We start from the raw sequence: 14,641 nt of genomic DNA on the forward strand, positions 1-14,641 counted from the left end.
AGGAGAATAACAATGAAACAAACTTGGAGGCTGCTAGTAACTTTAATGCTATTCATCACCATAATGGCAGCATGCGGTTCAGATGAAGAAACGCAAAAAAGAGATGCAAATGCACAAAAAGCAGCAGAAGCGGAGGTCAACAAAGAGGGATTTCCTATTGTGGATGAAGAAATACAATTAACAATGATGGCTCCAGGAAACGGAATCGAAGAGTGGGAAAATATGGAGCTGCTGAAGGACTATACAGAGAAGACCAACATTCAATTCAAATACGTTACGCCGCCGGCCAGTGATTTTCAGACAAAGCTGAACCTTGCCTTTACCAGCGGGGACATAGGGGATATCATTTACGGTGCAGGCACAGATAATTTGACACCTGGGATGGAGGTTGATTATGGAGAGCAGGGTGTACTTATACCGCTGGAAGAATTGATTGAAGAATATGCACCGAATTTGAAAAAACTGCTGGAAGAAAAACCGGATATTAAAAAGTCAATTACAACCGTTGACGGCCACATCTACTCCTTACCGATGGTCAGTGATGAAACAACTGCACAATGGTATACAGGGCCATTATGGTATAACGGGAAATGGCTGGAAGCACTAGGAGTTGAGGAATTACCCAAAACTACAGATGAATTCTATGAATTATTGAAACGGTTTAAAGAAGAAGATCCAAACGGAAATGGACAAGCTGATGAAATTCCGTTATTGGATGTAAAAATGGAAAGCTCCCGTCCATGGCTGCTTGCTGCATTTGGTATCAAGGAATGGGGAATTGAAGAAAATAACGGAAAAGTGCGTTATGCCCCAATGGAAGAAGCATATAAAGAGTATTTGACGTATATGCATAAACTTTATGAAGAAGGGTTATTGGATTCGGAAACATTTTCTCAGTCTGATGAACAGAAAAAGGCCAAAGGTCAAGACAGCCGCATTGGTGTTTTCCCGGATTGGTACTCTTTCTTTACTACTGGAGAACCGGAAGAAGAAGCTGTCGGGAATCCAATGTTCTATCCTTTGACGAATGACGATTCCAGAGAGCCTGTAATTCCTCTTGGTCACGGGATGTCCAGAGGAGCCTTCTCTATTTCAGAAAGTAATCCGAATCCAGAAGCATCGATTCGCTGGATTGATTATTTCTACTCCAAAGAAGGATTTGAATATTTGAATATGGGACCAGAAGGGCATCTATGGGAGTGGGAAGATGAAGAAGAAGGAACGAAGCAGAAGCTTGATACACCGGAAGGATATGAGTCTTCAGAGGATTATCGGGGTTCGCTTACTCCCGACTATGGTATTACAACACCGTCATTAAGAAATGATCTGGATAGTTTGGGAGAAGATACTCAATTTGAACAATTTATTAAGGAAGAAACAGCGGAAAAGATTGAACCGTTTGGCGAAATCGGATATCCTCTTGTTTATTTGACAAAAGAGGAGCAAAAAGAAGTAAACAATATTGAAGTGGACTTGAATTCTTATGTAGAACAAATGGAGGCGAAATTTATTACAGGTGTGGAGCCATTATCCAACTGGGATAATTATGTTGATACCATTGAAAAGATGAATATCAAACGTTACGTGGAGATTTATCAGGATGCTTATAATCGCTGGAAAGAAAATGATTAACAACGAAAGGACGATGTGAAAAAACATGTCGATAGGTTAAAATAGTTGAGTAGTAAATGCATATAGAATGATGTAATCGCTTTCGACTTACCGCCAGAAAAAAGTATGTTTGAATACTTTGAAATGAATTTGCGGCAAATAGCAGAAAGAAGGTCGTCAAACTTATGAAAGAGCCAGGATATAACAGCCATTTAATATTGGAATGTGAAGAAATAGAGGATTGTGTAGAGACATACAGGGCAAGCGCGGATCATACCATCGTTTTCTTGGGAAGGCACAGTCCCTTCAGACATGAAAATTTTAAACACACTAGATATATGAAAAGGAAACAAATAACTGCTGGAGGTGTTCGAAAATGAAGCTTGGGATAAGTTCTTATAGTTTAGTGAAGGCGCTGAATGTCGGAGAAATGACCATTTTGGATGTTATTGATTTGACAGCAGCTCAGGGAGGAAAGCATATTGAATTGGTGCCAATGGGATATACATTGACCGATAATCCGGGTTTAATTAAAAAAATTAAAGAAAGAGTAAAAGAGGTTGGAATTGAAATTTCTAATTATGCTATTGGTGCAGATTTTCTGCCGGCTACAGCAGAAGCATATGAACAGGAGGTGGAGCGTGTCAAAAAAGAAGTAGATGTCGCTGACGCATTAGGAGTTAAGCGGATGCGGCATGATGTTTCATTTAAACCGATCCAGGAAACGTCGATTCAACAGTTTGAAAAAGACCTGCCGCGGCTGGTGGAAGCCTGTCAACGGATAGCTGACTACGCAAAGAAATACGATATTGTGACCAGCATTGAAAATCATGGTTTTTATGTTTAGGCAAGCGACCGAATTCAGCGTTTACTTAGCAGTGTGGATCGGGAAAATTTTAAAACGACTTTGGATGTCGGAAATTTCCTCTGTGTGGATGAAGACCCTGTTGCTGCCGTGAAGAAAAATATAAAAGATGCATCTATGATTCATATCAAGGATTTCTATTATCGTCTAGAATCTGCGCATTATCTTGGTGAAGGCTGGTTTCAAACAGCTTCAGGTAATTATTTACGCGGAGCAATCAGTGGACATGGAGATATCAACTTGTACGATATCATCCATGTCATCAAGCAATCCGGCTATGATGGATACATTTCAATTGAATTCGAATGAATGGAAGAATGCAGACAAGCTACTAAAATTAGTTTGAACAATGTTCAGAATATCTGGAATGAAATCTGAAATAAGAAAAGGGGCCGGCAGTGGAGGGAATTAAAGCTGGTATTATTGGCGCCTGCTCCATTTTTGAAATGCATTTTGAATCTTTAATTGATGAACAAGGTAAAAACTTTTTTGAAAAAATAGGAGGAATTTGAATATGACGAAAAAATTAAATGTGGCTATTATCGGGTGCGGAGGAATTGCTAATGGAAAACACCTTCCAAGCCTATCAAAAATAAAGGAAGTAGCATTAACAGCATTCTGTGATATTGAGAAAGAAAAAGCAGTAAAAGCGGCTCAAGCATATGGAACAGAAGACGCGACAGTATATGAAGATTACCAAAAATTATTGGAGGATCAGACGATTGATGTGGTGCATGTTCTGACTCCGAACATCTCTCATGCAGAAATCTCGATTGCTGCACTGGAAGCCGGGAAGCATGTAATGTGCGAGAAACCAATGGCCAAAACCTCAGAGGAAGCAAAACAAATGGTAGAAGCAGCACACCGGACTGGGAAGAAATTGACGGTTGGCTACAACAACCGCTTTAGACCAGACAGCCAGCATCTGCATCAGGTAACTGAACGTGGAGATTTAGGGGAGGTGTATTTCGCGAAGGCACACGCGATTCGACGTCGGGCTGTACCAACATGGGGTGTATTTTTGGATGAAGAAAAACAGGGCGGTGGACCATTAATTGATATTGGAACACATGCGCTTGATCTTACCTTATGGATGATGGACAATTATAAACCAAAGTCTGTCATGGGAAACACGTATCATAAATTAGGCAAAAAGAAAGATGCCGCGAATGCATGGGGGCCTTGGGATCCGGAAAAATTTACGGTAGAAGATTCCGCATTCGGTTTTATTACAATGGAGAATGGGGCAACGATTACTCTGGAAGCGAGCTGGGCATTGAATTCATTAGATGTGGATGAAGCAAAGTGTACGCTCAGTGGTACCGAGGGCGGCGCAGATATGAAAAACGGCTTGCGAATTAATGGGGAGGACTTTGGAAAACTATATACCAATGAGATTGATCTCTCAACCAGCGGTGTGGCCTTTTATGAAGGAAAAGCGGAAAATGATGCCGATTTGGAAGCGAGATTGTGGATAGAAAGTATTATCAACGATACAGAACCAACGGTAAAACCAGAAGAAACACTTGTTGTTACGCAAATTTTGGAGGCGATCTATGAATCTGCGAAAACAGGGAAAGCAGTTTATTTTTAATTGGAGTATTTTCTAAAAAAATATTTAACAAATAATATGTTGCCTTAACTGAGGAGGAAAAAAATGATAAATGTAGCATTACTTAGCAGATGGCATGTACATGCAGATGATTATGCAAGAGAAGTGAAAGAAAACGAACACCTTTCTGTCCAGCTTGTCTGGGATGAGGAGGAAGAGCGGGGAAAGAAATGGGCAGACGAACTGGGAGTTCCTTTTGAAGTGAACTTCCAAACCGTCCTGGACAATCCGGAAATAGATGCTGTTGTTGTTACGACACCGACAAGTTTGCATAAAGATATCATTATCGCCGCAGCAGAACATAAAAAGCATATATTTACGGAAAAGATATTGGCATTTACGGTTGAAGAATGTGAAGAAATCTATAAAACTGTGAAAGCAAATCAGGTAAAACTGATGGTTTCCATGCCGAGACTAACAGCGAATTATTATGTGTACGCACAAAAGGCAGTAGACAAAGGATGGCTTGGAGATTTAACCACAATTCGCTGCCGGTTTGCGCATAATGGTGCAGTTGCTGCTGGAGATGGAAAATACGGTTGGCTCCCGGAACGTTTTTTTAATGCAGCACAGAGTGGGGGAGGGGCGCTCATTGATCTTGGGGCGCATCCGTTCTATTTGACTAATCGGCTCGCTGGTCCTGCGAAAGCATTGCAAGCATCACTCCATTCCATAAGAAATCTTGGTGCAGATGATAATGCTGTTGTTATTGTGGAATATGAATCAGGCAGCTTGGGCATTATTGAAACAAGCTTTTTATCAAATGGAAGCCCTTTTCAATTAGAACTTTATGGAACAGAAGGGACACTGCTTATTGAAGATGAACAGATTCGTTTAAGAAGCAGTCAATTCGAGGGGAGTGGATGGATACAGCCAGAAGATGCACAGGAGCCTCTCCCAATTCCAATGGAACAGTGGGCTGCAGCAATACAGGGCAAATCGAAACCAACTATCACAGAAGAAGACGTTATTCAATTAACCCGTCTTAACGAAGCGGCAGCTTTATCACAAGAAGAAAATCGCCGGATTGAACTAATTGAATTGCTGGGGGAATAGTAATGGAAAAGGCGTTACGTGTCGGTATTATAGGAGCAGGAGGCATTGCGGCAACGGTGCATATCCCAAATTATCTAAAGCAAAAGAACAAGGTGGAAATTGTTGCTATCACAGATGTGGCCAAAGAGAATGCGAAAGCTGTTGCCAAAACATTTAATATTAATCAAGTTTTTACAGATCACCAGGAAATGTTGAAGGAAGTAGAGCTTGATGCCGTAAGCGTCTGTACACCTAATAAGTTTCATGCTGAAGTGACAATTGCAGCGCTTCAGGCAGGCTGTCATGTTATTTGTGAGAAACCTCCCGCGATGACGGTGGAGGAGGCTCAAAAAATGGCTGAAACAGCAAAGCAGTATGGGAAAATATTAACTTATGGGCTGAGTTTTCGACATACACAGGAAGTAGATACTTTAAAGCGGTTTATTGATGAAAATGAACTTGGTGAAATTTATGCTGCGAGGGTACATGCAATCCGACGTCGTGGAATCCCAGGCTGGGGTGTCTTTACGAACAAGGAACTCCAGGGGGGAGGCCCGCTTATTGATATTGGTGTGCACATGCTGGATGCTGCCCTTTACTTGATGGGATACCCGGAACCGGATACTGTTTTTGGTGTTACTTATCAGAAGCTCGGCAATAAACCGGGTGTCGGCTTGGCAGGACATTGGGACTGGGAGAACTTCTCGATAGAAGATATGGCACGGGGAATGGTGACGTTTAAAAATGGAGCATCGATTATTTTGGAATCGGCGTTTGCCGCAAATACAGAGAAACATGATGAAATGTCTGTTTCTTTGATGGGTGAAAGCGGAGGTGCAGATGTTTTTCCTTTAAAAATTTACCAGGAAAAACATCAAACATTAATAGATACTACACCATCTTTTCTACCGGCGAAAGATAATTACGAATTGCAAATGGAAAGATTCATAGATTGCTGTTTGAATGAGGACCAGCCAATCAGTACGGCAGAACAGGGGGTGATTCTTCAAAAAATTATTAATGGACTTTATGAATCTGCCGATAAAGGAGAACCGGTTAAATTTTTCGCTGAATAAGCTGATTTATAAATGGCATTTCTATCAAATCAATCGGATGAAAGTGATTATATAAAGAAATTACAAACAGATGGGAGATGGAATTATGGGTGAATTTGGGTTGCAGCTTTATTCTGTTCGTGATACAGCAGAAGATAATTTATTAGAGACTATCAGCCTTGTAGCAGATATGGGCTATCAGGGAGTTCAGTTTGCAGGATTCTTTCAGACGCCTGCAATGAATTTGAAAAGATTAATGGACAATAAACAGATTGGTGCAGCTGGCAGTCATACAGGCCTTGATGAATTGACCGGGGACAAGCTGAAAGAGACGATTGCTTATAATCAGGAAATCGGGAACAGCCTGCTGATTTGTCCCTGGCTGCCTGAAACAGACCGAAAAACTAGAGCAGATTATCAACGGACAGCTCAAAAATTAAATGAAATTGGACAAATATGCAAGGACAACGGGATGATATTTGCTTATCATAATCATCACTTTGAATTTGAGACGTTTGATGGCGAAACAGGTTTTGAGCTTTTATTCGGTCAGACAGAACAGGAACTTGTACAGATTGAATTGGACTGTTACTGGGCAACGCACGCAGGTTATGACCCGACTGATATTATCAGAAAATATGGGAGGCGGATTATATCTCTCCATATAAAAGATATGAAAGAAGAGAACGGTAAAAGACGAAGTATAGAGATAGGAGCGGGCATGCTTGATATAAAAACATTGCTCCGTGTTGGAAAAGAGAATGGGGTTAACTGGTTTATAGTGGAACAGGAAGATTTTGTCGGTGATCCGCTGGAAAGTGCTAGAACCAATATTAATAATTTAAATAAGATTTTTTTATAGGAAGAATCCCGTTAACAAGAATTTAAAGGAAAGAGCTCTCGATTTAAATAAGAGAGGCTCTTTCTAATATACATAAGCGAGATCTGATTATTTTAGATATGGTTCTAACTAGTATAGGATTAGTATCAGGAAGAATTTATCAGATAAATAAAATTTTTAGTCGCCTTACGGGTGGCTTTTTTATTATTTTAAAAATCAGGGTATACACATTGATAAGAAGTATATAATGATTGAACATAACTGTGAGTTATTTAAACAGCCTGAAAATGTTGAAAGAAGAGGGGGTATTATTTGCACGAGCCTAAATCAAAGTTAAGTAAGTTATTTAATTTTATATTATTATTGATTATTGCCGTTTCATTGATTATGTGGATATTTAACTTAACTTTTTCTTTACCCGTTAACTTTGCTGAGATGGTTGAGGACAATGCGGAAACTTCGGTGAATGCGATTGAAAGAATAGAGGCTGAAATGTCAGGGCAATTTCCGGATAAGTTTACTGATTTTTCGGATTATATATACCTGAAGATAATCAGAATTTTATTATTGCAGGAGATGAAGTAAAGCAATATATAAATGATGGGTATAGATTATATCGGATTAATAATGTAGACAGAATAAGAGACGAAGCAAATGAGTATGAATTGACGTTGAGATTTATAAATGGTTACAGTTTATTTTATACGGCTGGCGTCGGCTATATAATCGATGATAAAGGAGTACTTATAAAGTTTTAGATGATTAGAATGCACTTTACAGAAAAGTAATATCATTATTCGATTAATAAAAGAACGGAAATTAGTAAAGATATCTTTACTTTTTTCAAGGGGAAGAATTTCCATATGAAGTATTATTGGGGGGATTAACCGGGGCAATTATTTTAGCAGTATTTGCATTTATTAAGTACAAACGTAAAAAAGATAATACTCCAGAAGCAGATGAAAGAGTAAAGCATAATATATTTCGTTTTTCCGCATACGTATCTTATGTTTCCTTAGCTGTATTATTTATGGGAATATTTATATTCAGTCTTCTGGGAGCTGAATCAGTATCTATTGCTTATTTGTGGATTTTCTTTGTTGCTTATATCTGGATTACAGGGATAGGAACTGTAATAGCGAGAAAAAGATAGTGATATTCATGTTTTTAAATACTGGATAGCAGCGCGGGCTTGAAAAAAAGTTGTAGCACAAGCCCGCTCATAAAAATTTATCCCTTCACAGCTTTAAACAACGTCCATCTGTCTTTTTCCACAAGCTCTTCTATATCACCGATAGATTGATCGATATAGTTAATTAAAGATGCCAATTCAGCATCAGATAACTCATGCATGATGCTGCGTCCGGCTCTGGATTGAATATCATCCAGGAGTGCTTGTTTGTTTTTATATGTCTTCCTTATTTCCCATAGACGATGCTCTTCAATCTTTCGAAAACCTGCTTGCTGAAGACTTAATTTTATATTATCGCTGGAGCGTCTTCGTTTCTTTTCAAATTCCTTTAATTTCGGGAAAGCTTCAAAAAAGTAGCCGCGAATATGCTCGTTACTTCCTTCCAGCAAGCAATCGTCCAATGTGCGATCCTGAATAAGATAACAGCCATCACTTTTCAATACCCTGTATGCTTCAACAAATACAGAACCTAGGTCTTTTATATGATGGATTAATGCTCTGGATAAAATGAAATCTGCACTGCCCGACTCTAAACCGGTATTATTAGCATAACCGAGCTGAAAGGAAATATTGGAGTAATTGCTGCAGTGTTTCACGGCTCCTTCTAAAATCGGCTTGGAATAGTCGATACCTGATACAGAGGGAATTCCGATATCAGCCAAAGCTTTAGAATAAATACCGCCTCCGCATCCTATATCTGCAGCCTGGTGAATAGAAGCAATATCAATCAGCTCTTTTATTTTCTCCTTCCATGTCATATCGACTTCACGATTTGTATAGCTGTACATATTATCTTTACTATGAAAATCCAACGCATCTCCTCCTCAGTAATTTTTATCGTTATAATTAATTATAGCTTTGTAGACTATTTAAGTATAATATTGGTTTTTAATAGGGTTAGATAAGAAAATATTATATGGAAGCTTATTTGGATATATATTTAAATGTTAAAATAGAATAAACTGTCGAAAAGGATGACAAGGAAATGAATGAACATTATCAAATCAAGTATCAGACACCAGGTGTTGAAGTATTTAATGAATTAAGAATAGAAGCCGGGCTCAGCAGCAAGGAAAGAAAGGCAATTGAAATTGGGCTTCCTAATACTCTGTTTGCTATATCTATTTATGATGGAGATACGTTAATAGGTATGGGGAGAGTTGTTGGTGATGGAGGAGTTGTTTTTCATGTAGTTGATATTGTAGTTAAACCAAGCTATCAGGGACAAGGGCTTGGAAAACGTGTGATGAAGGAAATTATGAATTATTTAGATAGCCATACATACAAAGGTTCATATGTCAGTCTGATTGCAGATATTCCGGCTGATAAATTATATGAACAATTTGGATTTCAATACACAGCTCCCAATTCTGTAGGAATGTACCGAATGTACTAAAATAACCTGTGATTATTGTTTGGACAAAACAATAATCACAGGTTTTCATCATCTTATTTATTTATTGTTTTTTCAGCTAATGCAACAACTTCATCTGCTGTGCTTAGAGAAAGGAATTCATTTTTAAGTGCTGCAAGTTCCTTTTTATTAAGTCCAAGAATTTGCGTTCTTGCCGGTAAGATAGAAGTAGCGCTCATGCTGAATTCATCCAGACCGAGTGCAAGAAGTAATGGAATAGCAGTAGAATCTCCCGCCATTTCACCACACATACCAGCCCATTTACCTTCTGCGTGAGCTGCTTCAATAACATTGTTTACTAAGTTCAGAATTGCTGGATGGTACGGCTGATACAGATAGGATACCTGCTCATTCATACGGTCAGCAGCCATAGTGTATTGAATCAAGTCATTTGTTCCAATACTGAAGAAGTCAACTTCTTTTGCAAATTGTTTTGCAATAACTGCAGTAGATGGAATTTCTACCATAATACCAACTTCGATATCCTCAGAAACTTCTACACCGTCTTTTTGAAGATTTTCTTTTTCTTCCAGCAGTAATGCTTTTGCCTGACGGAATTCTTCCAATGTAGCAATCATCGGGAACATGATTTTTAAATTGCCGTATGCACTTGCACGTAATAAAGCACGAAGCTGTGGACGGAATACATGTTCATTTTCTAAACAGAAACGGATTGCACGGAATCCTAAAAACGGATTCATTTCATGCGGCATATCTAAATAGCTGATTTCCTTATCGCCGCCGACATCAAGTGTTCTTACAACGACAGGCTTGTCTCCCATTTTTTCTAACACTGTTTTATATGCTTCAAATTGAACATCCTCTGAAGGTAATTCAGAGTTACCCATGTATAAGAATTCTGTACGATAAAGGCCGACGCCCTCACCGCCATTATTAAGAACACCTTCAACGTCATCAGGTGTACCAATATTTGCAGCCAGCTCTACCTGTTCACCATCAGCAGAGAAAGTAGGCTCGTCTTTTAATTTTGCCCATTCTGCCTGCTGCTTAGCAAAGGCAGCCTGCTTCTCTTCATATACTTTAATTTCTTCTTCTGTCGGGTTAATAATAACCTTTCCTTCAATTCCGTCAACAATAATTTGATCGTCTTTTTTCACTGCGCCGGTAATTTCTTTTGTGCCGACAACAGCTGGAATCTCTAATGAACGGGCCATAATTGCTGAATGGGAAGTTCTGCCGCCGATATCTGTTGCAAACCCTTTTACAAATTCACGATTTAATTGTGCTGTATCAGAAGGGGTTAAATCTCTGGCAATGACAATTACCTGCTCATCAATTAAGGCTGGATTAGGGAAGGTAACCTGCAGTAAATGAGACATCACACGTTTTGTTACATCGTGGATATCAGCTGCACGTTCACGCATATACTCATTATCCATTCCTTTAAACATCCCGATAAACATTGTAGCAACCTCATCTAAAGCTGCTTCTGCATTTACTTTATCATCATTGATTTTATCTTTTATCGGGTTAATAAGCTCTGGATCTCCTAATACAAGCAAATGTGCAGAGAAGATTTCTGCATGTTCTTCTCCGAGCTCTTTTAATGTATGTTCTTTGATTTTCTCCAGTTCTTTTCTGGAAACTTCCAGTGCGCTGTCAAGACGTTCAATCTCTTTTCCTGGATCATCAATTGAAGATTTTTCGAAATTTAATTCTGGTTCCTTAAGTTCATATACTTTAGCAATGGCAATTCCACTAGATGCAGCAATTCCATTCATTTTTTTCATCATGAGAGCATCCTTTCTTTAGTAAAGCTTTAAACATCATTATAACATATATATACTAAATTAGCGCAGGTCATTGTGCAAGTAATAAATGCCAGCTGCAAGTGTTTTTCTGTATTTGAAAGAAGTGTTAATTATTGGTATTGCAGAGCGTTTTCAGCCAGTTTCCTATAAACGCAAATACTTCTTCCCGGCATGTATCATTTAGCAGCTCATGCCTTCCTCCTTCATAAACCAGAACGGTAATATTTGTCATACCGCTTTTTTGAAAAAGAACAGCTGTTTTCCATATACCTTTTCCATATTGGCCAATCGGATCCTGATCTCCGTTGATAAGGAGAAGAGGGAGGCCTTTACGAATGCTTTGATTGAGTTTTTGATTTCTTGTTTGATAGATACCTTCTAATAGATCGTAGAAAAAACGGGCTGTTGGAATAAAGCCGGTATAGGCATCCTCTTCGTAGGAAGCTGCAAATGTTTTATCTCTGGTCAGCCATGCATGCTTATAGTGTTTATTCCGCTTTTTACTGCTCCCTAATACAAGCTTATTCATCAATGGAGAGGGACTCAGAGGCGGTAAAAAGGAAGCAACCCTTTTGCCTGCTGCTGTGACAATTCTGGAGTAGTGTCCCGTACCGGTTAATATTAATCCATCTATTTCAGCGCTGTAATGCTGAATAAAATTCCGCATTAAGAAGGAGCCCATACTATGCCCAAGAAAGTAGTACGGGAGGTGTGGAAAGGCTTTTTTTCCAAATTGCATAATTTCATAAAGGTCTGTAACAACACGCTGGAATCCATTTTCTTCTGTAAAGTATCCTTGTATTCCTTTATCCCCGGTTTTACCATGGCCGCGATGATCACTGCCAATAACAATAAATCCGAGGGAAGTACAATAAGAAGCAAGGTCGTGATAGCGTTCAATATGCTCAACCATTCCATGTGCAATCTGAAGGATTCCGATTGCTTGTTTATCAGGAAGCCACTGTTTAATATAGATACTGGTGCCATCAGAGGACTCCAGCCAATCTTCTTTCAACTGCATTTAGTCTCCCCCTTTATTATCCCTGTCATTCTTCATATAATTTTGTATATAACGCTGTTATTTTTATTATACTTTGAAGACAGGTTGACAACAAATGCTATCTGTTTGGACAAAAAGTGAAGGCGCAGTCCCCTTCAAATTGAAAAGCAATTAGTGGGGGTCAGCCTTCACGGTCTTGGTTTTCGATATAGTTTTTGATTACTTTTAAAGAAGCTCCTTCTGTCGAAAGGATAAGATAGCTCCTACTCCAAAAATAAGGTTTCCAATAATATGGCGCTAAGAATACAGCGAATTCCTTTCGTATATATCTTGGGGATACCGTTTTACAACGGTTTGTTTTACAATGTGATTATAACACATATATAAGGGAGGGTTGGTTGATGCAACAGACGAAAACGATTAAAAATAAAATAACCTCTCACAGTTCGAAAACCTTCGAACCTACACTTGCTATCTATCGGCAGGCACTATCTTTTCTAGTAGATGTTATAAATACGGAATGGTCTGTTTTAGAAAATTTAAGCACGAAAGAGTTGGTAAACGCTGTAGAAAAATTAACGCATCACACCAAAACGAACCCCTGCCCAAAATGTGATTTTGACGCAACATTTTATAAGTTCCCTTCTTAATCTGCCATTTCTAAAGGTTATGGAATTGTAAAAAGTTATCGTTCTAACTATCAAAACTGGTTGGATGAAAAAAGCGAATCAATTGTAAATGGTAAGCGTTTTAAGAAACAGCCCCTGTTTTATCTGTTAGGCATGAAGCGTTTCCGGTGTTTTATAAAGGGAATATGTTTAAACAATTATCTAGCAATCAAACAAAAATCAAAGTTTTCCTAAATAATGATTGGGTTTGGGTAACGATTGCTTTCCATCATAAAAATTTAAAGAATCGTGGAATTGCCGGTTGGAAAGAAAATAACCCTACCTTAGTAAAAACAGGCAAAAAGTATTTCATTCATTTTTCTTATGAGAAAAAGATTACATTAAATAAAACAAAATTAAAAGAACAAGTCATCGTTTCTGTAGACTTAGGTATAACGTATTCTGCGGTTTGTTGCGCAATGCGTTCAGCTGGAACTGTCATCGGCAGGAAATTTATTAATCAACCGGTAGAAAAAGACCGTATGTACACAAAAATCAACAAACTAAAGAAAGCTCAACGTCATTCTGGGTATGTAAATGCACCAAACTATTGGAGACGAATTAATGGTCTAAAGAAACATATCGTGCATCATACATCTTCAGAAATTATCAAATTCGCTGTCGATCATCAAGCAGATATCATCGTATTTGAGTACCTTGGTAAAATGAAACACCCAGAGGGAATGTATGGTGCAAAAAAGTTACGTCATAAAGTACATCATTGGAGCAAGCTGGGCATTCAAAGTAAAGCCGAAGAGATGGCCCATTACAAGGGCATACGTATTCGACGAGTAAGTGCTAAGTATACTTCCGCACTTGCTTTTGACGGTTCTGGAGAAGTGAAACGGAATCATAAAAAAGACCTTGCCGCCTATCAAAATGATAAAGTCTATCACGCAGATTTAAGTGCTTCTTATAATATAGGAGCACGGTATTTTATTAGAGAATTCCTTAAGTCCTTTTCTGAAAAGAAAAGGTTACTACTGGAGGCAAAAGTTCCTTCCTTAGTAACTAGAACTCGGCTGACATTGGCTTCATTAATTAGCTTACATCAGGCGTTACGTACTAATGGTGCGTGATTATGCGTGCTGTTTGCTGTATTTAAGTCAATAGAAGCCCCTTTCAAATCTTAGATTTGGTGAGGGAGGTTCACATGCTGATTAATTCGTCCACTTTTACAATTTGATAAAATATTGATTTTCCCCTGGTAATTCACAAATCTGCCTTGCACAACAAATTCAAAGTATGATAAAGTAAAGACTAGGGATTGTCGGAACATAGGAGGAGTATGGAAACATGTTGTTAACTGTGGTTAATGTTTTATTAGTAATTGACGTTATCGTTATGATTGCACTTGTGTTACTGCAGTCTGGAAAAAGCGCTGGTCTTTCTGGAGCTATTTCTGGTGGTGCAGAGCAGTTATTTGGAAAACAGAAAGCACGCGGAATTGATTTAGTGCTTCATCGTTTAACAATTGTTACAGGTGTGCTGTTCTTTTTATTAGCTTTCCTGGCAGCGTACGTATTACAATAAATATTATTCCTTATCACAGTTTTGTGGTAAGGTTTTTTTATTT

The 14,641-nt window shown here is 38.6% G+C and carries 13 protein-coding genes and 3 pseudogenes; 12 read left to right on the plus strand and 4 right to left on the minus strand.

Features of this window, described 5'->3' with window-relative positions:
- Positions 1-12 precede the first annotated feature (12 nt).
- From OSO01_RS09910 to OSO01_RS09945, 8 genes and pseudogenes are all read left to right on the plus strand, one after another.
- Positions 13-1,632, plus strand: a complete 1,620-nt coding sequence (locus OSO01_RS09910; RefSeq protein WP_147210280.1) for an extracellular solute-binding protein — start codon at positions 13-15, stop codon at positions 1,630-1,632.
- A 355-nt stretch (positions 1,633-1,987) separates the two neighbouring features.
- Positions 1,988-2,854 (plus strand): annotated as a pseudogene (locus OSO01_RS09915) (sugar phosphate isomerase/epimerase family protein).
- A 136-nt stretch (positions 2,855-2,990) separates the two neighbouring features.
- The gene (locus OSO01_RS09920) at positions 2,991-4,070 is read left to right on the plus strand and encodes a Gfo/Idh/MocA family protein (protein WP_147210281.1); all 1,080 of its coding nucleotides are present in this window, start codon (positions 2,991-2,993) and stop codon (positions 4,068-4,070) included.
- A gap of 63 nt (positions 4,071-4,133) precedes the next feature.
- The gene (locus OSO01_RS09925) at positions 4,134-5,144 is read left to right on the plus strand and encodes a Gfo/Idh/MocA family protein (RefSeq protein WP_147210282.1); all 1,011 of its coding nucleotides are present in this window, start codon (positions 4,134-4,136) and stop codon (positions 5,142-5,144) included.
- Positions 5,145-5,146: 2 nt separating this feature from the next.
- Entirely contained in the window at positions 5,147-6,199 is a 1,053-nt protein-coding gene (locus OSO01_RS09930) for a Gfo/Idh/MocA family protein (RefSeq protein WP_147210283.1), read from the plus strand.
- A gap of 85 nt (positions 6,200-6,284) precedes the next feature.
- Positions 6,285-7,040 carry a sugar phosphate isomerase/epimerase family protein gene (locus OSO01_RS09935; RefSeq protein WP_186813623.1) on the plus strand — a complete coding sequence of 252 codons (756 nt, stop codon included), beginning with the start codon at positions 6,285-6,287 and terminating at the stop codon, positions 7,038-7,040.
- 291 nt (positions 7,041-7,331) lie between these two features.
- Complete coding sequence (locus OSO01_RS09940; protein ID WP_147210285.1) at positions 7,332-7,604, plus strand: hypothetical protein; 273 nt, start codon at positions 7,332-7,334, stop codon at positions 7,602-7,604.
- 289 nt (positions 7,605-7,893) lie between these two features.
- Positions 7,894-8,172: a hypothetical protein gene (locus OSO01_RS09945; RefSeq protein ID WP_147210286.1), complete on the plus strand. Its 279-nt coding sequence runs from the start codon at positions 7,894-7,896 to the stop codon at positions 8,170-8,172.
- Positions 8,173-8,249: 77 nt separating this feature from the next.
- On the opposite strand, the gene OSO01_RS09950 is transcribed toward OSO01_RS09945, so the two are convergent.
- Positions 8,250-9,023, minus strand: coding sequence for a class I SAM-dependent methyltransferase (locus OSO01_RS09950; RefSeq protein ID WP_307725842.1), 774 nt, complete (start codon positions 9,021-9,023; stop codon positions 8,250-8,252).
- Positions 9,024-9,196: 173 nt separating this feature from the next.
- Between OSO01_RS09950 and OSO01_RS09955 the strand changes: the two genes are divergently transcribed.
- The gene (locus OSO01_RS09955) at positions 9,197-9,607 is read left to right on the plus strand and encodes a GNAT family N-acetyltransferase (RefSeq protein ID WP_147210287.1); all 411 of its coding nucleotides are present in this window, start codon (positions 9,197-9,199) and stop codon (positions 9,605-9,607) included.
- A 53-nt stretch (positions 9,608-9,660) separates the two neighbouring features.
- Here the strand turns inward: OSO01_RS09955 and ptsP are convergent, their stop codons facing one another.
- The 3 genes and pseudogenes from ptsP to OSO01_RS09970 form a co-directional block, all read right to left on the minus strand.
- Entirely contained in the window at positions 9,661-11,376 is a 1,716-nt protein-coding gene (ptsP, locus tag OSO01_RS09960; RefSeq protein WP_147210356.1) for a phosphoenolpyruvate--protein phosphotransferase, read from the minus strand.
- A 127-nt stretch (positions 11,377-11,503) separates the two neighbouring features.
- Positions 11,504-12,418, minus strand: a complete 915-nt coding sequence (locus OSO01_RS09965) for an alpha/beta fold hydrolase (protein WP_147210288.1) — start codon at positions 12,416-12,418, stop codon at positions 11,504-11,506.
- Between the two features lie 160 nt (positions 12,419-12,578).
- Positions 12,579-12,740 (minus strand): annotated as a pseudogene (locus tag OSO01_RS09970) (transposase); the annotation flags it as partial.
- A gap of 58 nt (positions 12,741-12,798) precedes the next feature.
- Between OSO01_RS09970 and OSO01_RS24175 the strand changes: the two are divergent.
- The 3 genes and pseudogenes from OSO01_RS24175 to secG all read left to right on the plus strand — a co-directional run bounded on the left by OSO01_RS24175 (position 12,799) and on the right by secG (position 14,598).
- Positions 12,799-13,260, plus strand: a pseudogene (locus OSO01_RS24175) (hypothetical protein).
- Entirely contained in the window at positions 13,212-14,144 is a 933-nt protein-coding gene (locus OSO01_RS09975) for an IS200/IS605 family accessory protein TnpB-related protein (RefSeq protein ID WP_246145114.1), read from the plus strand. Before OSO01_RS24175 ends, OSO01_RS09975 begins: the two are co-directional and overlap by 49 nt.
- Positions 14,145-14,361: 217 nt before the next feature.
- Positions 14,362-14,598 (plus strand): preprotein translocase subunit SecG, encoded by a 237-nt coding sequence (gene secG, locus OSO01_RS09980; RefSeq protein WP_077601993.1) that lies wholly within the window; start codon positions 14,362-14,364, stop codon positions 14,596-14,598.
- The last annotated feature ends 43 nt before the right edge of the window (positions 14,599-14,641 follow it).

The sequence above is a fragment of the Oceanobacillus sojae genome (assembly GCF_007991515.1).
GTDB lineage: Bacteria > Bacillota > Bacilli > Bacillales > Amphibacillaceae > Oceanobacillus > Oceanobacillus sojae.

What these genes read in the sequence shown, in the direction of transcription:
- OSO01_RS09910 (WP_147210280.1), top strand. Translation starts at nt 13, where the DNA reads ATGAAACAAACTTGGAGGCTGCTAGTAACTTTAATGCTATTCATCACC.
- OSO01_RS09930 (WP_147210283.1), top strand. Translation starts at nt 5,147, where the DNA reads ATGGAAAAGGCGTTACGTGTCGGTATTATAGGAGCAGGAGGCATTGCG.
- OSO01_RS09975 (WP_246145114.1), top strand. Translation starts at nt 13,212, where the DNA reads ATGTTTAAACAATTATCTAGCAATCAAACAAAAATCAAAGTTTTCCTA.
- ptsP (WP_147210356.1), bottom strand. Translation starts at nt 11,376, where the DNA reads ATGAAAAAAATGAATGGAATTGCTGCATCTAGTGGAATTGCCATTGCT.
- OSO01_RS09965 (WP_147210288.1), bottom strand. Translation starts at nt 12,418, where the DNA reads ATGCAGTTGAAAGAAGATTGGCTGGAGTCCTCTGATGGCACCAGTATC.
- OSO01_RS09955 (WP_147210287.1), top strand. Translation starts at nt 9,197, where the DNA reads ATGAATGAACATTATCAAATCAAGTATCAGACACCAGGTGTTGAAGTA.
- OSO01_RS09925 (WP_147210282.1), top strand. Translation starts at nt 4,134, where the DNA reads ATGATAAATGTAGCATTACTTAGCAGATGGCATGTACATGCAGATGAT.
- OSO01_RS09920 (WP_147210281.1), top strand. Translation starts at nt 2,991, where the DNA reads ATGACGAAAAAATTAAATGTGGCTATTATCGGGTGCGGAGGAATTGCT.
- OSO01_RS09935 (WP_186813623.1), top strand. Translation starts at nt 6,285, where the DNA reads ATGGGTGAATTTGGGTTGCAGCTTTATTCTGTTCGTGATACAGCAGAA.
- secG (WP_077601993.1), top strand. Translation starts at nt 14,362, where the DNA reads ATGTTGTTAACTGTGGTTAATGTTTTATTAGTAATTGACGTTATCGTT.